Here is a 20,944-nt window from a genome sequence, read left to right on the forward strand (position 1 = left end):
GCTCGTGGTTCCGACTACTACGGCCCACAGCGGACTTTCACCGCCTAGTTAACGCCCATGCCGGGCGCACACAAAAACCGGGACAACAATGACTGTCATCCCGGTCAAGACGTATACTTACAGACTAATTAGTCCTTGTCGTCGTCTTTCTTCTTGTCTTGCTTAGCAGAGTCGGCAATCAAGTCAACGGCGCTCTTGATGGCAATGTCATGCTTCAACATGTCGTCAGAAAGGGCGTTACGAACGGCGCTTTCTTCCATGCCATATTGGCTAGCCAAGTCCTTAACTTCAGCAGCAACTTCGTCTTCTGAAGGTTCGATCTTTTCAGCTTCAACGACGGCTTCAAGAACCAAGTTGGTCTTAACCCGCTTTTCAGCACCGTCAGTGAATTGCTTACGCAAGTCATCTTCAGTCGTTCCAGTTAACTGGAAGTACATCTTAGGTTCGATACCTTGTTGTTGCATGTTGGCAAGGTATTGGTCCATTTGACGGTTAACGTCATCCTTCAGCATAGCTTCTGGGACGTCAGCAATTTCGGCGTTGTCAACAGCTTCACTGATGGCTTCGTCTTCAATAGCGTTGTGAGCAGCTGAAGTCTTTTGTTCCTTCAGTTGATCCTTAGTCTTAGCTTGGAGTTCTTCAAGACTGTCAACATCTTCGTCAACGTCCTTAGCGAATTCGTCATCTAATTCTGGTAATTGCTTTTCCTTAACTTCGTGGATGGTAACCTTGAAAGTGGCTTCCTTGTCACGTAAGTCTTCGGCTTGGTAATCCTTAGGGAAGGTTACCTTAACATCAACATCTTCGCCAGCCTTGTGACCAACTAATTGGTCTTCGAAGCCAGGGATGAAGGAGTTAGAACCTAATTCCAGGGAGTAGTTGTCAGCCTTACCACCATCGAATTGCTTGCCATCAACGTAACCGTCGAAGTCAATCACAACAGTGTCGCCCTTAGCAGCGGCTTCGTCTTCCTTAAGCACTAATTCAGCTTGTTGTTGACGTTGCTTTTCGATTTCAGCATCGATATCTTTTTGGTAAACACGGGTGTTTTGCTTAGTAACGCTCAAGCCCTTGTATTCGCCCAACTTAACATCTGGCTTAACCGTAACAACGGCCTTCAGAACCCAAGTTTGGCCCTTTTGCATCGATTGAACATCGATTTGTGGTTGGTCAACTGGTTCGATGTTAACTTCCTTGATAGCTTCGTCATAAGCTTCTGGCAAGACGATGTTTAAAGCGTCTTGGTAGAGGGCTTCTTCACCATACATTTGGTTAAAGATCTGACGTGGAACCCGGCCCTTACGGAAACCAGGAACGGATAAAGTCTTCTTAGTCCGTTGGAAAGCTTTGTCCAAGCCTTCGTTAATCTTATCAGGAGCAATTTCAAAGGTTAGTTCGCCTTGATTAGTGCCCTTTTTTTCAAACTTTGCAGCCATTATTTTCCCTCCGAAATGAAGATATTACTATTTACAATTCTATCAATTGCATACTGTATAAGTGTACCTTATGCTACCCAAATTGTAAAATGGTTTTTGTCGAAAGCCCGCAAATGACGGGCGTTCCTTTAACATTTTACCGCAAATTGTGGCTGACGTCTCGTCAAAACTGATTTAGATGACCATTTAAGGTGAAAACGATTACGCGCAGTCCACTAAAAATTTTAAGGACAGCAAAAAAGGCTGAAAAGTTAAACTTTTCAACCCTTTTTAGGATAGAACTAATTAAAATTAGTCGTCAATTTCCGTAACAGTACCGGCACCAACAGTGTGGCCACCTTCACGGACAGTGAACTTAGTACCCTTTTCAATGGCAGCTGGTTGGATCAGTTCAACAGTGAACGTCACGTTGTCACCAGGCATAACCATTTCAACGCCATCAGGCAATTCAATAACACCAGTGATATCAGTGGTGTGGAAGTAGAATTGTGGACGGTAGTTTGAGAAGAATGGCGTATGACGGCCACCTTCTTCTTTGCTCAAGATGTAGACTTCACCCTTGAACTTCTTGTGGGTTTGGATCGAGCCTGGCTTTGCCAAAACTTGTCCACGCACAACTTGTTCACGGTTAACACCACGGAGCAAGGCACCAACGTTATCCCCGGCTTCACCAAGGTCCAACGTCTTACGGAACATTTCAAGACCGGTAACAGTCGTCTTCAATACGTCGTCATGTAAACCAACGATTTCAACTTCGTCACCAACCTTGACCATCCCACGGTCGATACGACCAGAAGCAACAGTCCCACGACCAGTGATCGTGAAGACGTCTTCAACTGGCATCAAGAATGGCTTGTCGTTTTCACGTTCTGGAGTTGGGATGTAATCATCAACAACATCCATCAAGTGAAGGATAACCTTTTCTTGTTCTTCGTCGCCTTCGAGTGCCTTCAAAGCAGAACCGCGGATAACTGGAATATCGTCACCAGGGTAATCGTATTCTGAAAGTAACTCACGAACTTCCATTTCAACTAAGTCAACCAATTCGTCGTCGTCAACAAGGTCAGTCTTGTTTAAGAAGACAACGATGTAGTCAACACCCACTTGGCGGGCAAGCAAAATGTGTTCACGCGTTTGTGGCATAGGACCATCAGTTGCGGCAACAACCAAGATAGCACCGTCCATTTGGGCAGCACCGGTAATCATGTTCTTGATGTAGTCAGCATGTCCTGGAGCATCGATATGCGCATAGTGACGCTTTTCAGTTTCATATTCAACGTGAGCAGTGTTGATCGTGATACCACGTTCACGTTCTTCTGGAGCTGCATCGATATCAGCGTAATCTTCGGCCTTTGCTAAACCTTTGCTAGCAAGTACCTTAGTGATTGCAGCAGTTAACGTCGTTTTCCCATGGTCAATATGGCCAATAGTACCAATATTTACATGGGGTTTAGTTCTTTCATAATGTTCTTTTTCAGCCATTAATGAAACCCTCCTGTATTTTATCGCTAAGAATGCTTGACTCTCTCTCGAAAATCAATCACCCTTTGCGTAAAATTATACTACTTCTTTTCAGAAAGGGAAAGCTGGAACCCTCCCAAAAAAGAATCCTTGACTAGTATATATGCTGCAGAATTATTTGTAAACTAAAATCTGCGTGAATTTACGGTTTTTCAGTATTTTCACCGTTAAGTGGCCCAAATAGTTCAGCCATAAAGCGGTTAAGACGCTGCTGCCAAGCGATCATGTCAGCTTTTTCGTCCGCCGTGACCTCTGGTAATAGATCCTCCCCCGCAACTAGACGCGCCCAACTCGCGGGTTGGGTCACAACCTTATCAATAAACGGATACAGCATCATGAGTTGCAAGGTCACCGTCTGTTGCGCGTTGGCGGCTGTCATGGGGTCCCGTTGACCGAGATCTTCCTGAAAATACGATCGAATTCCCGCAGCAGCCTGACTAGCGTTCACCGGTTGTAGGTCTGCCGTGTCGATCGTGTACAGCTGATCATCCAGCCACTGAAGCTTAACCGTGGCCTTGACCCGCAAACGTAAAAGTTCTTCCAAAAGTGTTGCGCGCATCAGTGGATGCAGGAATGGATCAACCAGCAAATACTGAACGCCTTGCATAAATTCTTTGAGTGGTAATTGACGTGCTTGCTCTAGCCGTTGCCGTTGCTCACCAAAGGAGACATCCCCTAAATGGGTGAACTGCTTCGCCAACAATCGTTGCGTCGTAGCCAATGTGGCGCGGGACGCGTCCTCCGCCTGCGTAATCTGTGCCAATCCCCGGTCCCGCCATTTTGCGGCGGCCGGTAACGCACAAAACTCACGCGCGAAGATAAATTGTCGGTTCTTTAAGGCCACAGCCAGTCGCAGCTCAAAATCTGTTTGTGATGACAGATAGGCCGTGTCCATTTCTGCAGCATATTGTTCTGCCATCAGATATTGCTCATTGTGGTAAAGACTGACAACCAGCTCACGGTTCAATTCCGGTGTCTGTTCTTCGGCGTAGACGGCTTCAAACTGACTCGCCGCTATCGACCATTGCTCTGTCTTAGCCGCAGTCCTGGCCGCCTCTAGGGCCTGCTCTCTGGCTGCTGGACTAGAAAACTCTCCCATCTCGGTTCCCTCCCCAATTATTTTTTGTGGTGATCCAAAACGGACCGACGCCTTAGCGGTCTCGGTCCGTCATTTATTTACTTGTTATCCGTGGTTTCAGCTGGTTTAGCTGCTCGCCGGCGTTTCCGATTGCGATGAGCCTTATGATTTGGCTTCTGCGCCTTCGTCGCTGGATCGGGTTTTACAGCTGCCGTGGCCTTTTTAGCCGTTGGCTGTTGCTTAGGCTTAGCACCCGCCTTTTCCTTGCTTCCACTCCGTCGATGATGCTGGTTCACTTCCATGATAACCGGCAAGATTACTGGCCGACGATGCGTTTGTTCAAAGAGATAGTGGCTCAGGTGTTCCCGAACATCTTGTTTCAGGTGGCCCCAATCAAACTCCTTGTTGTCCAAGTTGTTTTGAACCGCCTTGCTGATGATCTCGGCACTCTCCTGCATTAAGTCCTTGTTGGACTTAACGTAGACAAACCCGCGTGACGTAATCTTAGGTTCTGCCACGATCTGTTTCTTCTTACGGTCAATTGTCACAACCGCGATAAAGATCCCATCATCAGCCAGAACTTTCCGGTCACGTAAGACGATATTTCCAATATCACCGACGCCGATCCCATCGATCATGGTGTCGCTGACATCGATACCTTCGCCTAGACCAATCTTACCGTTGCTGTAAGTCAACACATCACCCTTGGCCAGGATAAAGATGTGTTCGGCTGGAATTCCCAGCTCCATGGCAGCGTTAGCATGGGCATTCAGTAACCGGTATTCCCCTTGAATAGGCACCAAATACTTAGGCTTCATTAAGTTTAACATAAGTTGTAGGTCGCGCTTGTAAGCGTGGCCAGAGGAATTCAAGTCATCGGAAATGGCCTTAACCTCACCCCCGGCACGATAAATCATGTCACGGGTCTGAGCAACCGTTGTGTCCATAGCATGAGAAGGTGTCGTGGTAATGTAGACCAGATCGCCCTCTTGAATGTTGAACGTCTTTTCTTGCTTGTTCGCCATACGTTGGATGGCCTTGATAGGTTCACCCATCTTACCCGTTTGGAGCACCACTGTTTCGTCGGGCTTCAGGCTGTCCAATTGTTCTGGCGTTACTAGCAGGTCATCATCAAAGGACAACTTGCCCAGCTTCATTGCCGTGTGGACAATCTTTTCCAAGTCTTGACCGGTCAAGCAAACCTTACGTCCCGTTTTAGCCGCGGCGTCGAAGACTTGTTGAATCCGGAGAATGTTAGAAGCCACACAGGCCACCACAATCCGGCCCTCACGATAGTTAAAGGTTTCCTCAATATCTTCCGCAATGGTCTGTTCGGAAGCGTTCATGGCTGGATTTTCCGCATTCGCGGAGTCACTCAGCAAGGCTAAGACCCCAGCCTGACCAATTGCCCCTAAACGCGCATAATCAGTCTGATAACCTGGCTTAGCCGTCTGGTCGAACTTGAAGTCCCCGGTATAGACAATCTGGCCTTCATCGGTCTTCAACACAATGCCCATGGATTCAGGAATTGAATGCGTCGTTGCGAAGAAGGAAACGACCACGTCACCGAAGTCAATTTCAGTCTTTTCGTCAACCACGTGGAAGTCATCGTAATCCTTAAGCTTCGGTTCCGTTGCAACGTCAATCTTGGCTAAAGCCACGGTCATTTCAGAACCAAAGACAGGTACATTGAATTCAGTCAGGAAGTAAGGTAACGCCCCGATTGCATCGGCATGGCCGTGGGTTAAGAAGACCGCCACGATGCGGTCCTTGTTTTCACGCAGGTAATTCCAATCAGGAATCACGACGTCAATTCCTAATAATTCATTTTCAGGGTACTTCAACCCACAATCTAAAATATAAATACTACCGTTAACATCGACGGCATACATGTTCTTCCCGTTCTCGCGGACACCGCCGAACGGAATAATCTTGATCTTTGCACTCATAAGTTCACCTCAAGTAAGTTTCTCTACTATTATCTAATTTATTTACGATTAACTCGCAATTACTATTTTCATATGGGCCGTTTAGCCCAGATTCGTCCATGATTAAACTTCTTTCAGTTTACCATACTTTGTGCGATTACAGAACTATGTCGCCAAACCCGATCAAAAAAAGGTTCGTTTCCCGATAATGGGAAACGAACCTCAAAGGCGCGTCGGATTAACGACGTAAGCCCAAGCTCTTGATTAATTCACGGTAACGTTGAACATCAGTCTTACGTAAGTAACTGATTAAGTTACGACGGTGACCAATCTTCTTCATCAAACCACGTTGGGAATGGTAATCCTTACGGTGATTCTTCATGTGCACGTTGATTTCGTTGATATCAGCGGTTAAAACGGCAACTTGAACTTCAGTAGAACCAGTGTCGCCTTCGTGACGTGCGTATTGCTTGATAATTTCGTTTTTCTTTGCTTGACTAATAGCCATGGTAAATGTACCACCCTTCAAAATAAGTGCCCAAAACTGAGTAAACCGTCGGTGGCCGGCGAATCAACTAAGTTAAGGGTTTGTGCTTAGCACAGTTATCTATCATACTTAATTGTCGGCTAAATAGCAAGTCTTTTCCGCGCAATGCCTATCAAGTAAAATTACTTTACATTTATCGACACAACCTATTGCAATCAGTCAGTGGATTCTGTATAATTACATACGTTGAAATTAAGATTTCCGGTACAGGATTTCTCATTCGGAGGTGAAATTTTCATGCCAATTATTAAATCAGCAATCGAACGTGCCAAGACCAACGTCAAGGCCAACGAACGTAACGCCGCTCAAATGAGCGCAATGCGGACTGCCGTAAAGCGTTTCGAACAGGCCAAGACGGCCGGTGCCGACAACGTTGAAGACTTATACCGTCAAGCAAGTGCTGCTGTTGACCATGCCGCTTCAAAGGGTTTGATCAAGCGTAACAAGGCTTCCCGTGACAAGTCACGGATGGCTGCACGCCTTGCCAAGTAATCAATTAATCAACCTGATTAGATGATGCAATCAGGGGGTCGACCTTTTGGTCGACCCCCTTTTTTGTGTCCTCTAGGCGGGACGTTGATTGGCAAATTGTGTCATAAATAGTGAAAATAACAGTTCTGGTTCCTCTGTCGTGGACTTCATCTGTTGTTCGACCCGAAACAAACCCAGGTAAGCTTGATTGAGATCAGTTAGTTGAAAACGCCGCTGACTTTGCAAGGCTAGCTTGATCCGATATGGATGCACCTTCAGCAGGCTTGCCAACTTTCCTTGGCTGTATCCCTGTTTGGCCAAGACCTTCGATTGAATCAGCAGTCGAAATTGTCCTTGCAAGATGGCGTTGATCTTTAGCGGTTCTTCCTTAGCCAGAATCAACTCGCGATATAACGTGACCGCCCCCGCTGTATCCTTCGCTAAGACCTTATTAACCAGGTCAAAGACGTTTTGTGTAAGCGTCTGCGTCACCAAACCATTCACCGCATCAATGGTGATGGTCTTGGCTGGAACGGTAAACAGTTCCAACTTAGGCAGTTCACCCATCATCAGGGTTAAATCGGCATCGGTCCGTTGAATCAGTTCTTGTAACGCTTGCGGTTCAATCGTGTAGCCATCTTGCTTCATCTGATCCGTCACGAACTTCTGAACATCTCTTTCGGTGAAATGCCCAATATCGGCCGTCACCGCCACCTTTTTCAAGAGTTTCGAGACTTTCTTACGACCATCCAACTTGTCATAAGGGGCGAAGAAAACCAACACGGTACTCTCCATTGGCGATGAGAGATAGGTTTGCAAGCTATCCAGGTCGTGTTCCACCTTCTGCTTCTTCGTCTCCCCCGTTAAAAAGGCGGGACTGTCGATACAAACCACGCGGCGTTCACCAAAGAAAGGCGCCGCCATGGCATCGTCTAAGGCCACGGCCAGTGGTACCGTATCCATGTCGTAACTGGCAAAATTCATGGTCTGCTCTTCAACCGGAACAACCGCGCGAAAGGCTCGCTTCAGCCGGCGTTGCAGGTAATCCCCCTGGCCTAAGACCAAATAAACGGGTGCGAGATCTTTCCCTGTATGTAATTTATTTAAGAGTTCATTAATCGTCAAAACCTTAGTCCCCTTTTAATTTAGTCTGCCATTCCCCGTGTTGTCCCGTAAAGACGTAGCGAATCATCCCACTCGTCTGCGTGCTCACGGCCGGTATCTGGTCGGCTCTCAACCGTGCCAGGGTCTCCGGATTAGGGTGGCCATAGCGATTATGACGACCCGCCGAGATAATCCCCCAGCGGGGCCTGACTTGGTTTAGGAACGCGACGCCACTCGCCGTCTTACTCCCGTGATGTCCTAATTTTAACACGTCCGTTCTTAAATGCGGATCGACTTCTAACATTTTTTGTTCGCCGGCCTGGTCAAGGTCCCCCATAAAGAGAAAATTCAAACCACCATACTGCCCCTGTAGGGCCAACGAATTAGCATTTTCGGCTGGGGCCGCCTCAAAAGGATGTCGGACGGTTAGGGGTAAGTCACTCGTCGTTTTGATGGACACTAACGCTGTCGTGGCCTGCCGATTTGCCAACAAATGTTGCCAGGCCGGTTCCTGTTCCATCCCCGCCGGTACCAATAACCGTTTGACGCGAAAGGCCTTGAGAACCGCCGGTAAGTCGCCAATATGATCGGCATCGTGATGCGTCAGATAGAGGTCATCGATCGTCGTCACCCCGCGGCTCCGTAAATAAGTCACACTGGTTCTATCGGCGGCATAAGTCACAGGAATTTTCGGAACCCAACGTGGTTGTTGAAAGCCCAGATGACCCCCAGTATCAATCAGCGAAACATGCCGATTAAAGCGCTCGCGAATTAAGATGCTATCCCCTTGACCAACATCAAAGTAGGCCACCTCACCGTGCCAGGGGAAATGAATGGCCCCATACATCAGGACGTAACTCATCGCCAACAATCGCAGAAACTTTCGACGCTGGCCAACTGGTCGGCTAAATATGCCCAACGCTAGCCAAATCCACAACCAACAGACCCACCACCAGGGTTTACCAAAGACGAGATTACCAGGTAACGTCCCCAGCCAAGTCATCGCCTGATCAAACCACCCCAACAACGTCGCACATCCGCGACTGACCTCGGGTGCCCAAGGAAAAATAAGTGTGCCAATGACGGTCAATGGCAGTAACAAGACTGGAAATAAAGGGACCACGAGCCAGTTCGCCAGCAGTGTCAGTAGATGCCATTGAAACAAGCCGTTCAGTAAGCTCGGCAGGCTGACCAGCGCCAGACCTATCTGTCGCCAAGCAAACGACTCTTGTTCCAACAGAATCAAGACCAGTGACAAGCCGAAGCTCAGCTGACTCCCCAGCTCAAATAACAGGCCCGTATTTCCCATTAAGGCCACTATCAGGGTCAGAGACCAGGCATCCAGTCCACTGACCCGTAAACCCAACTGTCGGCCTGACAACTGCAAGCCACGCATCAGGCTAGCCCGCAAAATACTGCTGCCACCGCCAGCCAAGATAAAGTAACCAGGAAGACCGACAATCATCCCCCGTTCCCAGAGATCTCTAGGCAGACGGCAATGAACACACAGCCACTCCACCACTAGTAAAACGAGTGACACGTGTAGCCCGGAGATCGAAAACAAATGCAGTAATCCCAACCGTTGCATCCCTTCAAGCTCCTGCGTCGCTTCTAACGCCCGATAGCCTGGGAAAAGTCCTAGAGCATAAACCTTGAGCGCCCCCGGTAACCGTTGACAGGCCTGAATCAGGTGGGCTCGCAAGCCATGCCACCAGTCTGACCACCACGTTAATGGTCCCGTTGTGGTCACCAGAGGCGTGACTTGGGCAATTCGCACCTGTTTCACAATGCCTCGCCGCGACCAATAGGCTGCCCCATCGAATTGATTAAAGTTGGTCGCCGGCAAAATCCCAGATTGTGTCCCCTGAATACGCCAGGACTGGGCACGATCGACCGTTTGCAGATGGTGAAGTTCCGCGGCAGAACCAATTCGCCCGTGAAAAATCAACCGCTCGCCGGTGGTCACATTTTGCCCCACAAAGGAATAGGTGGTACCACGAATACTGAGCGCATCCGGTTGGAAGCGAACGGTCAGGCTTGCTGGACTTTCCGTGAAAGCTGACAGCCGTCTTCCGGCTAACTGTCGTTGACGACCCCACCACACACCGCCAATGACGACGAAGATCAGACCCGTTATCACCACGATTCGAGCCGATCGTAAAGTGAATATCCGACCCCAGGCTAAAATCACCAAGACCAACCCAGCCCACAGATGCCCACTCAGCATGACACTCAACGCGGCCAATGGTAAGGTCACAAACAGCCAACGACCGCCCACCGCTACTCTGCGGGGTGTTGACCAACCAACTGACTCAATAAGGCTGGATCAACCGTCACTTGGTTTAAATCGACATGTTTCATCGCGATGAGTTCCCGCGCATAGTCACTATTATGGTAATTTCGCATATACGTAATTTTTTTAATTCCTGCCTGGAGCAACATCTTGGTACACTGGAGACAAGGAAAATCCGTCACATAAATCTCCGCCCCATCGGTAGCTTCACCGAATTTGGCACACTGCAAAATGGCATTCATTTCGGCATGAATGGTTCGTACACAGTGGCCGTCTACCAGCTTGCACCCCACGTCGAGACAGTGGCTGTCACCAGAAACCGAACCGTTATACCCGGCCGCAATCAGTCGTTTATCTCGTACAATGGTTGCGCCTACCGACAACCGATTACAGGTGCTACGAGTCGAAATGACCAAGGCCTGTAACATGAAATAATCGTCCCAAGAAATTCGTTCATTTGCCATCAAAAATCCCTCTTTCTCTTTTATTTGATTCAGTATATCACGTCGTTAATTGGTCCTGCAGGTTGGCTACCGTCTTGTCACCAAATCCAGGAACTTGGGCCAGATCCTTTACCGACTTAAAGGATCCATGCGCCTCACGATAGGCCACGATCTTCTGGGCCTTCTTCTCGCCAATACCCGTTAATTGTTGTAAATCCGCCACGGTCGCCGTATTGAGGTTCACAACTGTTGCAGAACCACCGCTCCCCTGACTGTCTGAAGTGCCACCCGCAGGCGTCCCACTAGTCGCCGCTTGTGGCATCTTCTCTCCTTTCAACGGAATATAGAGTTTCTGTTGATCGGTCAGACGGGTTGCCAGATTAATCTGTTGGCGATCGGCCCGAGGTGCCAGTCCACCGGCCGTTTGAATGGCATCGGCCACTCGCATCTCCGGACCAAACTGATACAGTCCGGGTTTACGAACCGCGCCTTGGACATCCACAAAGACCCGCGTGTCATGACTGCTGGACGCCTGACTACCCGCTTCTATGGCCACCTTATGACTTCCAGACTCACTCATGGCCTGCGTTGCCGGTGGAATCTTCGCGGGTAAGGCTGCCACCGGGGACCGGTGTAATAACCCCCAGCCGACCAGTAACAGAACTATCACGGCCAAACACCCAGCCATTACCATCCGGGTCCGCAGGCTCAGTTCCTGCCACCACATCATTAGTTGTTCCATCTCTCTGCCCCTTTACCGGTTAATTCCGTAAAAAGAAGCCGAGAATTTTTTTAAAGCAAAAAAAGTTCCACTCACGTCGAGTGAAACTTCAGAAAATCCTATTGATGCGTTTTAAGGTATTTCAGAGCATCATCAAAGGTCTGAACCGGCACCACTTTCATATTCGGTGCGTATTTTTTGGCAGTTGCCTTCGCCAATTGATAATTCGTCATGTGTTGTTCCTCATACTTCAAGAGTAGCTTAGACGGCTTGACGTACGGTGCAAAGAAGACCGTTGCTCCGGCCCGCTTGGCCGTCACAATCTTCTTATCAATCCCACCAATTTCACCAACATTGCCGTCGGCATCGATAGTCCCGGTCCCCGCAATGTTTTGGCCGTGACGCAGGTTCTGCCCCATCAACTGGGTATAGATCTGCAAACTAAACATTAGGCCACCGGATGGCCCCCCGATGTTTCCGGGATCAACCGTCACCTTTGGGTCGGGTTTCACCTTAACGTTATCCGTCAGGGTGATGCCAATGCCGGCCTTTTTGGTGGGCAACGCCATCAGCTTAGCGGTCGCTTCATGTGACTTACCCTGACGTTCATAGGTAATCGTCGCACGTTGGCCAACCTTTTGTTTCTGAATGTAATGTTGATAGCCCGTCATCGAATCAAAGTGGCGGCCGTTAACCTTGGTTACCGTATCACCAACCTTAATCTTCCCAGCAAATGGGGAATTCTTGGCGATGCTGAGAACATAGATTCCCAAATACTGGCGCGTCACCGGCTTCTTCGCAGCACGATAGGCCGTGTAAATCGACTCATTAATCGCACTCTGCATATAGAAATCTTGAACACGATCATAGGTGGCATTATCCTGCCCCCCGGTCACGTCGGCAACGTCTTCAATACTGTAATACGGATTAAACTTGGCATAGACGTAAGACACTGGCCGTGCCTGTGCCACCGCCACAGCAGTAATCATATACTTTCCCTTGTTCTTATCAGGATGACCGGGCATCTTCACGAATGTCTTGAGATCATCCGCTTCGCCGGGTCCCTCGATATACTTCGGAAGTGGCAGGAAGAAGAACGCTAGGACCAGAATTGCAATGACCGCAGTCAAAATCACCTGACGCCACTGTTTACGCGTTAGTCTGAACATGCTCAGTCACGCTCCAATCGGTCTCGTAGCCCCTGCGCAACAGCTGGCGGCACTAAAGCGGAAAGGTCACCGCCAAATTGGGCGACCTCCTTTAAGAGACTAGAAGAGACAAACTGGTATTGCGGATCTGCATTCAAAAAGACCGTTTCGATTTCTGGCGCCAGGGAACGGTTCATGCCCGCAATTCCCTGTTCGAATTCAAAATCCGTGCTGTTGCGCAGACCACGAATTAAGACCGTGGCATGATTACCCCGCAAGAAATCCACGGTTAACCCACTCTCAATTTGCACACTAACATTATCTAAATCTTGCGTACTCGTCGTGATAAAGGCCACCCGTTCTGCCGGCGTAAACACCCCGCGCTTGGCAGTGTTCTGTCCTACAGCAACGATCACGTGGTCAAAAATCTTGCTAGCCCGAGTGATCAGATCCAAGTGACCATTGGTCAACGGATCAAAGCTCCCGGGAAAAACAGCGGTCGTCATTAGGCTTCACTTCCTAAGGCATAAATTGTCAGTTCGGTAATGCCGTAGTCTCGACGTTCGATAAAGTCATAGCCAGGAACATCCTCCGGCAATTTCGCTTTTTGATCGGTTTCACAGACGATCCGTGCGTGGGGTTTCAATAGATTCGACTCCCGCAACGTCCCCATCTGTTCCACAATCTTCTGTTGGGCATAAGGCGGATCAAAATAAACTAAATTAAACTGATCACCCCGCGTTGCCAACTCCTTCAGGGCGCGATTGGCATCCCGTTTGATGATAACAAATTTTTCGGGAGCCTTGGTCACCTCAACGTTGTCACGAATAGTTTGGATCGCCGCATACTGGCGGTCAATCAACACGGCCTCATCGATACCACGAGACACACCTTCGATACTCAAGCCACCGGATCCAGCGAACAGATCCAGACTCCGGCCGCCATCAAAGTACGGTCCAATAATATTAAACAACGCTTCCTTTACCTTATCCGTGGTGGGACGTGTTGCCATCCCGGGAACGGCCTTCAATCGTCGGCCACCAAATTCACCTGCTACGATTCTCATTGGTCATCATCCTTTGCTTCAGGCGTTGCCACTTCTTCGGCAACCCCATTGAACGTTTCACTAATTTCTGGTCGGTGAGAGGCCACCACCCGTTTGACAAAACGCAAGTGACTGAGTTGATCAGTCAAGGAAGCGACTTGGTCCTGGTTGACATACAGCACAACGTAACGCATCTTCTTGGAGACATACATCACAGTGCCGTAACGCTTTAATTGACGCGTTTGTTTTAAACTATACGTATAAACAATTAAACTCTGTCGTGGCTGAATTTCAAATGCCATGATTCATCCTCCTTTGTGCGGTTAGGCTTGCCGTTCACGGTTCTGGCGGGCACTAATGTTAAGAACGACACCCATCACTAATGCCAATGTCCAGGTACTCGATCCCCCATAACTGATGAAGGGGAAGGTCACCCCGGTAATTGGCAGTATACCCAGCACCCCACCTAAATTAAAGAGCGTCTGAATGGTTAAATAAGTTGCTGAGCCGTAACAAACCAAACTCTGATAAGCTGAATGGCTCCGAATACCAACCAATACTATCCGCATGATAATCGTGAATAAGAGGGCAATCAGGATAAATGCGGTCACCAATCCCAATTCTTCGGCAACAATGGCCATGATAAAGTCGGTGTTTGGTTCGGGCAGATACCCCGTCTTCTGGATACTATTCCCCCAACCGACGCCAAAGATTCCCCCATTACTTAGCGCGTAGTAGGAATTAACCAGTTGTTGCCCGACGGTTTGGGCATGTTCAAATGGATTGATGAACGCTACCAGCCGTAGGAGTTTATAATTATGCACTTTGCCACTCTCAGTGAACTTAACTGCTATTGGGAATACGATCCCGACAATGAAGAGAAAAAGTCCAGAAAAATACACGATGGCCCGTCGATAGTTAAACCCGCTTGCAAGGCACATAACCAAGACGATAGCCGCATTAATCGCAGCCCCACCCATATCAGGTTGTACCAGGATTAGAATCACAATGATGCTACAGATCAGCACTGGCCGCCACATAGGCACCCACCAATTCTCCACCTGTAGCTCATCCTGACGATGATCGATGGCATTAGCCAACCAAATAATGACGTAGAACTTCACAAATTCCGCCGGTTGGATACTGATGGGTCCCAAGTGGAACCAACCAGCTGCCCCATTAATGGTCTGGCCCATCGCAATCAGGAGAAAAAGTGCCCCGAATGCCAACCAACCAGCTAGCCTGAGAACCGATCGATTTCGGAGCTTGTTAATATTTAATGAAAGCATGAACGCCACAATTACCAGGCCCATAACCACGTAGATCGCCTGTTTAACCAAGTAGCTAACGGGACTGCCCCCGTTTTGCGAGCCAATGTCCGCACTGGCTGAGTACACCATCACAATCCCAAAAAGGCTGAGAATCAGATAGGGTACTGCGATGAAATAATCTAAATATTTTAACTTTCGCATACCTTTTGTTCGCTCCAAGTCCACCGTTTTAAAACGGCAATCGAATGTTTACATTATAGCATAGCTCACTCTAATTTTTTCGATAAAAAAACGGTAAGAACCGCGGTTAAGCCGCGATCCTTACCGTTATTAAAATTTTGTTTTAGAAATTACTTCCGTGAAGCAGTCTTCCGCTTCTTGGCAGCTTTTTCACGTTCGCTCGTGTTTAAGATTTGCTTACGTAAACGAACGTGTTCTGGCGTGATTTCACAGTATTCATCTTCGTTGATGAATTCAAGTGATTCTTCCAGAGACATCTTCAATGGTGACTTAACCTTGGCGATATCTTCAGAACCGGCAGCCCGGACGTTGGTTTGGTTACGGCCACGCGTGATGTTGACAGAAATGTCGTTGTCACGGCTGTTTTGACCAATAATCATCCCTTCGTAGACTTCAGTACCGGCATCAGTAAAGATGATCCCACGGTCTTGAACGGCCATGATGGCATAAGTCGTGACCTTACCAGAGTTGATAGAAACCAAAGTCCCGTTGTGACGACCTGGGTTCCAGTTCTTGATAACTGGCAAGTACTTGGAGAAGGTATGGTTCATGATCCCGTATCCACGAGTCAAGGACAGAAATTCAGTTGAGTAACCAATTAACCCACGAGATGGGGCTAAGAAAGTCAAACGAGTTTGACCGTTACCAACGGCTTCCATGTTCTTCATTTCACCCTTACGTTGTGAAAGGGTATCGATGATTGAACCGGTGTATTCGTCAGGCGTATCGATTTGAACAGATTCAAACGGTTCGCAACGAACGTTGTCGACTGTTCTGTAGATAACTTCTGGACGAGATGCTTGTAATTCGTAACCTTCGCGACGCATCGTTTCGATCAAGATGGACAAGTGAAGTTCACCACGACCGGAAACAACCCAGGCACCTGGGTTATCGGTGTCATCAACACGTAAGGAAACGTCGGTATGCAGTTCACGCTTCAGACGTTCTTCGATTTGACGAGACGTCACAAACTTACCTTCACGACCGGCAAATGGGGAGTCGTTCGTCCGGAAAGTCATTTGCAGCGTAGGTTCGTCAATCCGTAAGATTGGAAGTGGTTCCGGAGTACCAGGATCAACCACCGTTTCACCAACGTTGATTTCATCCATCCCGGAAACGGCAATCAAGTCACCCGCTTGGGCTTCGTTGATTTCCAAACGCTTCAGACCGAAGAAACCAAATAACTTGGTAACTCGGAAGTTTTGCTTAGAACCGTCCAACTTCATAACAGAAACGCTATCGCCGACCTTGATCTTCCCACGGAAGATACGGCCAATCCCGATACGACCAACGAAGTCGTTGTAATCCAGCATGGCAACTTGGAACTGTAAAGGTTCGTCGGTGTTGTCAATTGGTGCTGGAATGTGCTTAACGATGGTGTCAAAGATTGGCTTCATCGTGTGTTCTTGCGTGTCCAGTTCTGGATCGTAGCTGGAAGTCCCGTTCATTGCTGAGGCGTAAACCACTGGGAAGTCCAGTTGGTCTTCATCGGCCCCTAATTCAATAAAGAGATCCAAAACTTCATCCACAACTTCGGAAGGACGGGCACCTGGACGGTCAACCTTGTTGATAACAACGATTGGCGTCAAGTGTTGGTCCAAAGCCTTCTTCAAAACGAAACGCGTTTGAGGCATCGTGCCTTCGTAAGCGTCAACGACTAACAAAACGCCGTCAACCATGCGCATGATCCGTTCAACTTCACCACCGAAATCGGCATGTCCTGGGGTATCCAAGATGTTAATTTGCTTGTCGCCATAACGGACGGCAGTGTTCTTGGACAGGATCGTGATTCCCCGTTCCTTTTCGATTGCATTGGTATCAAGAGCACGGTCCTCGATTGACGCGTGTTCGTCCAACGTATCGGATTGTTTCAGCATTTCGTTAACCAGGGTCGTCTTCCCGTGGTCAACGTGGGCAATGATGGCAATGTTGCGGATATCATCTCTGATTTTCAAGTGTATTTCTTCCTTTCGTGCTTGGTGAATTAGATGGATCATAGCATGCTTACATCAGTAAGTACGCTTTATTGTAGCGTCAATGGTCGGCAAAGTCCATCCATACCGGCCGGCCGCATAAAAAAACTGTGACAGTGTCACAGTGAGACGTCATCTTCTTCAATTTGGAGAATATCACGTTGCGCTTTTTTCGTCGCTACTAGTACAAGGTTAGATGATAGCATATCGAGCGGCCGCCCGTCAATAGTTGAGACCCGAACGTCCAAACAATTCAGGAGAATCTGACCGGCTGCAATATCCCAAGGTTTCAGGTAAGAAATGTACCCCACCGTCTTCCCTAACAAACAATTGATGATTTCGATCCCGGCGCTACCGTAGATCCGCATCCCCGAACTGGCGTGAACAATGGCCTGCATGTGGGCAATGTCGTGAATCACGATGGGCGAGCTGGCCCCCATAAGGCCCTCAGCCAACGGCAAATCCATAGGTGCCGTCAGCTGCTCTTGATTGGCCCAAACGCCGTCTACGGCTTTCCCACCATGATACAAGACGTCTGTCATGACATCGTAGATAAAGCCCAGTTGGCCCACGCCATCTTGGTAAATCCCGATCATCATGGCAAAATTATCGTGCTGCTTCACAAAATTCATGGTGCCATCGATGGGATCGACAATCCACACCCGCCCCTTCAGACTGGTCAAGTGATCGCCAAAACCTTCTTCACCTAAGATGTGGGCCTCGGGGTCGATCCGCCGAATCTCACTGACCAAGAACTGTTCGTTCTCGCGATCTACGTTGGTCACGAGATCCTTACGGTTGGTCTTCTCCGCCACAGTTAAAGGTGACGCCATGCGATCAAGAACCCGCTGCCGGGCGATTTGAAGCACAGCCATCACGTCACGGTTCAATTGTTGCCAATCCAGTATCATTACCGCCGGGCCTCCTGCATCTTGATTTTGCCACCTTGTTCTCTGGCCTGCTTAACGGTCCGGTAAATGCTATATCCGGACACCTTTTCAAAGTCTCTGCCGAGTTGCTTTTCCTCAAACTTTTGCGGAACCACCGTTTGGAATGCCCGATAAGCCGCGATAATCTCACTTGCCGGAACCCCCTGACTCAATTCATACGCGTCTTCCACACGCTGGTAGAGGGCCGTGACCGCCACAATATCTGTCGTGGACCAATCCGTTTGCAATGGATATTCATAATTACTAGTTGACTTCACCGGTTATTTCCCCTCCGTTTGTTGTCCTTCAATTTGTTCAATTTCAGTTCGAATCGCTTTGATCTGAGCCGCAAATGCCTGCTCTTCGTCTTCGGAAAGCACCAAGTTGGTCAGGTGTTTGACCCCCTTCTTTCCTACCAACACTGGCGTGGCCGCCGCATAGACGGGGTCTTCCTGATGAATATTGGTGACCGATGCAATCAGCGGTTGATCGGCAAAGTTCGCCTGTAAGAGGCGAATCAACGCCATGTCACGCAAGGTGGCCTGATCACCGGCCGCTTCTCGTTCTAGCCAACTGCTCATCTTACCCAAATCATCGGCATCAAAGTTGGCATCGGCATTCGCCAGGTACATCAGAATAGGCGCCGGCCCCACGTAGGTACGGCTCCAGGCTGCGATAGGCTGACTAGCCGTGCCGACGACGGCCGCCTGAATCACGGCAGCCCCAACGCCCAGGCGTTCGGCCAAGCGATAGGTCAACAGTCGCGTTAACGGATAAGTCCCCAGTCCCCAGATTTGACTGGCCGGTAATCCAGAGAATTTCCAGGCAAAGTAGGCCAAAAGTTCATCTTGTTCCCCGGAAAACACAAGTTGACCATCGAACCCATTTTCAACAATGCGTTTGATTAATAAGCGTAATTCATCAACCCGCGACTGTAAGGTGGCATCCTTTAAGTTGCGGTCGAGCACCACCATCCAGGTCGCTTGGCCGTAGTCACTGGCCGTTCCCACCCGAATACTCAGATGCGGGCACAAGGCACTGGCCACCACCAGCGACTGATACCGCGGTGTGTCCGTTGTCGTATTCGGCATAACCACACAATCAAGTGGCAGGTCAGTGATCAGCAGCTGCTGTAACAGCTGACTGGCTTGATCAAAATTGCCTTGAATCAGTAACGTTGGGTTCATGGTGACCCTCCTTTAAACCGTCATATTTAAACCACATAGTTCCATTATAAGTAATGGGTCCCGGATAGCAAGCGCAACTACTTTGGGAATTATCTTCACCCTCACGTCCTAGCCACGCAAAAAAAGCGAGGAACCTAAGCTCCTCGCTTTTCTGAAAAGATAGAGTTGTCGCTCGCCCACTAAATGTGGGTTGGGAAACCTAACGCAATATCGGCAGCTTCTTGAATGGGTTCGTTTAACGTTGGGTGTGGGTGAATCGTCAAGGCAACATCCTCGACGTTCATCCCCCCATTAACGATTAAGGATAATTCACCAGTTAAGGTGCTGGCCTCTGGTCCAACGACTTGAGCCCCAACGACATTTTTATTCTTGTCATCGGTGTAAACGAACCGAACGAAACCATCCGGTGCATCCAATGAAACGGCCCGTGCATTCCCAGCGAATGGGAACTTCGAGGTCTTCACCTTCAAGCCCTTTTCCTTAGCTTCCGCCTGCGTGTAGCCAACGGTTGCCAATTCTGGATCGGCGAAGCAGACGGCTGGCACACTCGTCCAGTCATTGGCTGTCTTCTTACCAGAGATGGCACCAGCAGCCGTCTTACCTTCGGCGAAGGCCTTGTGGGCCAGTGCGGCACCAGGAACGATGTCACCAACCGCCCAGATATGTTCTGAAGCGGTGCGGCCTTGTTGGTCAACTTCGATCAAACCACGCTTGTCTAATTTAACCTTGGTGTATTCAAGACCCAGCGTATCGGTATTTGGCCGACGACCAACAGTAACCATGCAGTAATCTGCCTTGATCGTGGTTTCCTTGCCATCAACCGCATAGGTGACTGCAACGCCTTGATCGTCTTGACTAGAGCTCTTGGCCATCGCATTCGTGATAACGTCGACACCCTTCTTCTTTAACTTCTTGAGGACGACCGCAACCATGTCCTTTTCAAAGTTAGGCAGAATCGAGCCCGTTCCTTCGATGATGGTGACGTGGGCCCCTAAGCTGGCATAAGCACCGGCTAATTCGGTACCGACGTAACCCCCACCAATCACCACGAATTCCTTAGGAACTTCTGGCAGGTTCAGGCCACCGGTGGAGTCCACCACACGGCCTTCAAACTTGAATCCAGGAATTTCGATAGGATGACTCCCGGTAGCGATGATGATATTGTTAAATTCAAACGTCTGACCGGTATCAGTCGACATAAACTGCTTTTCACCGGTTGGCATGACCCGCAATTGGGTGTCACTGAGGAAGACCGCTTCGCCATTAACGACGTCGACATGGTGCTTCTTCATCAACATTTTAACCCCGCTGGTCATCCGATCAACAACCTTGGTTTGTTTCCACTGTTGCGTTTGCTTGAAATCAATCGTCGCTGCTTGGGTCGAAATCCCATAGGTCGAGGCGTCCTTAGCCTGTTCCAAACGGTGACCCGCTTGAATCAAGGCCTTGGAGGGCACACAACCAACGTTGAGGCAGACACCGCCCAGCGTATCGGACTTTTCAATCAACGTGACCTTTTGGCCTAATTCAGACGCGCGAATCGCGGCGACGTAACCGCCGGGGCCGGCACCAACAATGACGGTATCCTTTTTTTCAACATCTGCCATAT

General features: G+C 49.0%; 20 protein-coding genes. 1 reads left to right on the top strand and 19 read right to left on the bottom strand.

Features of this window, described 5'->3' with window-relative positions; all coding sequences use genetic code 11:
* Positions 1-128 precede the first annotated feature (128 nt).
* The 5 genes from tig to rpsO all read right to left on the bottom strand — a co-directional run bounded on the left by tig (position 129) and on the right by rpsO (position 6,471).
* Positions 129-1,436 (bottom strand): trigger factor, encoded by a 1,308-nt coding sequence (tig, locus tag OCU14_RS09525; protein ID WP_057877538.1) that lies wholly within the window; start codon positions 1,434-1,436, stop codon positions 129-131.
* A 291-nt stretch (positions 1,437-1,727) separates the two neighbouring features.
* Positions 1,728-2,918 (bottom strand): elongation factor Tu, encoded by a 1,191-nt coding sequence (tuf, locus tag OCU14_RS09530; RefSeq protein WP_261810839.1) that lies wholly within the window; start codon positions 2,916-2,918, stop codon positions 1,728-1,730.
* A gap of 181 nt (positions 2,919-3,099) precedes the next feature.
* On the bottom strand, positions 3,100-4,056 hold the full coding sequence (locus OCU14_RS09535) for a hypothetical protein (protein ID WP_261810840.1): 957 nt from the start codon (positions 4,054-4,056) through the stop codon (positions 3,100-3,102).
* Positions 4,057-4,133: 77 nt separating this feature from the next.
* Positions 4,134-5,984 carry a ribonuclease J gene (locus tag OCU14_RS09540; protein ID WP_261810841.1) on the bottom strand — a complete coding sequence of 617 codons (1,851 nt, stop codon included), beginning with the start codon at positions 5,982-5,984 and terminating at the stop codon, positions 4,134-4,136.
* Between the two features lie 217 nt (positions 5,985-6,201).
* Positions 6,202-6,471 (bottom strand): 30S ribosomal protein S15, encoded by a 270-nt coding sequence (rpsO, locus tag OCU14_RS09545; RefSeq protein ID WP_057877534.1) that lies wholly within the window; start codon positions 6,469-6,471, stop codon positions 6,202-6,204.
* A 276-nt stretch (positions 6,472-6,747) separates the two neighbouring features.
* Between rpsO and rpsT the strand changes: the two genes are divergently transcribed.
* Positions 6,748-7,002 carry a 30S ribosomal protein S20 gene (rpsT, locus tag OCU14_RS09550; protein WP_057877533.1) on the top strand — a complete coding sequence of 85 codons (255 nt, stop codon included), beginning with the start codon at positions 6,748-6,750 and terminating at the stop codon, positions 7,000-7,002.
* Between the two features lie 72 nt (positions 7,003-7,074).
* Here the strand turns inward: rpsT and holA are convergent, their stop codons facing one another.
* From holA to lpdA, 14 genes are all read right to left on the bottom strand, one after another.
* A complete protein-coding gene (gene holA, locus OCU14_RS09555; RefSeq protein ID WP_261810842.1) occupies positions 7,075-8,106 on the bottom strand; it encodes a DNA polymerase III subunit delta in 1,032 nt (343 codons plus the stop codon).
* A gap of 4 nt (positions 8,107-8,110) precedes the next feature.
* Positions 8,111-10,342 carry a DNA internalization-related competence protein ComEC/Rec2 gene (locus OCU14_RS09560; protein WP_261810843.1) on the bottom strand — a complete coding sequence of 744 codons (2,232 nt, stop codon included), beginning with the start codon at positions 10,340-10,342 and terminating at the stop codon, positions 8,111-8,113.
* 23 nt (positions 10,343-10,365) lie between these two features.
* Positions 10,366-10,842 (bottom strand): ComE operon protein 2, encoded by a 477-nt coding sequence (locus OCU14_RS09565; RefSeq protein WP_261810844.1) that lies wholly within the window; start codon positions 10,840-10,842, stop codon positions 10,366-10,368.
* 37 nt (positions 10,843-10,879) lie between these two features.
* Positions 10,880-11,563 (bottom strand): helix-hairpin-helix domain-containing protein, encoded by a 684-nt coding sequence (locus tag OCU14_RS09570; RefSeq protein ID WP_261810845.1) that lies wholly within the window; start codon positions 11,561-11,563, stop codon positions 10,880-10,882.
* Positions 11,564-11,661: 98 nt separating this feature from the next.
* Positions 11,662-12,711, bottom strand: a complete 1,050-nt coding sequence (locus OCU14_RS09575; protein WP_261810846.1) for a SepM family pheromone-processing serine protease — start codon at positions 12,709-12,711, stop codon at positions 11,662-11,664.
* A gap of 2 nt (positions 12,712-12,713) precedes the next feature.
* Entirely contained in the window at positions 12,714-13,196 is a 483-nt protein-coding gene (gene coaD / locus OCU14_RS09580) for a pantetheine-phosphate adenylyltransferase (protein ID WP_057877527.1), read from the bottom strand.
* Positions 13,196-13,756, bottom strand: coding sequence for a 16S rRNA (guanine(966)-N(2))-methyltransferase RsmD (gene rsmD / locus OCU14_RS09585; RefSeq protein WP_261810847.1), 561 nt, complete (start codon positions 13,754-13,756; stop codon positions 13,196-13,198). The genes coaD and rsmD overlap by 1 nt, the downstream gene beginning before the upstream one ends.
* Positions 13,753-14,037: a YlbG family protein gene (locus OCU14_RS09590; RefSeq protein ID WP_125546932.1), complete on the bottom strand. Its 285-nt coding sequence runs from the start codon at positions 14,035-14,037 to the stop codon at positions 13,753-13,755. The genes rsmD and OCU14_RS09590 overlap by 4 nt, the downstream gene beginning before the upstream one ends.
* A 21-nt stretch (positions 14,038-14,058) precedes the next feature.
* Positions 14,059-15,207, bottom strand: coding sequence for an FtsW/RodA/SpoVE family cell cycle protein (locus tag OCU14_RS09595; RefSeq protein WP_261810848.1), 1,149 nt, complete (start codon positions 15,205-15,207; stop codon positions 14,059-14,061).
* Between the two features lie 149 nt (positions 15,208-15,356).
* The gene (typA, locus tag OCU14_RS09600) at positions 15,357-17,201 is read right to left on the bottom strand and encodes a translational GTPase TypA (protein WP_261810849.1); all 1,845 of its coding nucleotides are present in this window, start codon (positions 17,199-17,201) and stop codon (positions 15,357-15,359) included.
* A gap of 137 nt (positions 17,202-17,338) precedes the next feature.
* The gene (locus tag OCU14_RS09605; RefSeq protein WP_261810850.1) at positions 17,339-18,130 is read right to left on the bottom strand and encodes an inositol monophosphatase family protein; all 792 of its coding nucleotides are present in this window, start codon (positions 18,128-18,130) and stop codon (positions 17,339-17,341) included.
* Entirely contained in the window at positions 18,130-18,426 is a 297-nt protein-coding gene (locus OCU14_RS09610; RefSeq protein WP_261810851.1) for a UPF0223 family protein, read from the bottom strand. The genes OCU14_RS09605 and OCU14_RS09610 overlap by 1 nt, the downstream gene beginning before the upstream one ends.
* Before the next feature lie 3 nt (positions 18,427-18,429).
* Positions 18,430-19,335, bottom strand: a complete 906-nt coding sequence (locus OCU14_RS09615; RefSeq protein WP_057877520.1) for a Rossmann-fold NAD(P)-binding domain-containing protein — start codon at positions 19,333-19,335, stop codon at positions 18,430-18,432.
* Positions 19,336-19,514: 179 nt separating this feature from the next.
* Positions 19,515-20,942, bottom strand: a complete 1,428-nt coding sequence (gene lpdA, locus OCU14_RS09620; RefSeq protein ID WP_261810852.1) for a dihydrolipoyl dehydrogenase — start codon at positions 20,940-20,942, stop codon at positions 19,515-19,517.
* Between the last annotated feature and the right edge of the window lie 2 nt (positions 20,943-20,944).

The organism is Levilactobacillus humaensis (assembly GCF_024345185.1).
In the GTDB taxonomy this organism is placed as follows: Bacteria; Bacillota; Bacilli; order Lactobacillales; family Lactobacillaceae; genus Levilactobacillus; species Levilactobacillus humaensis.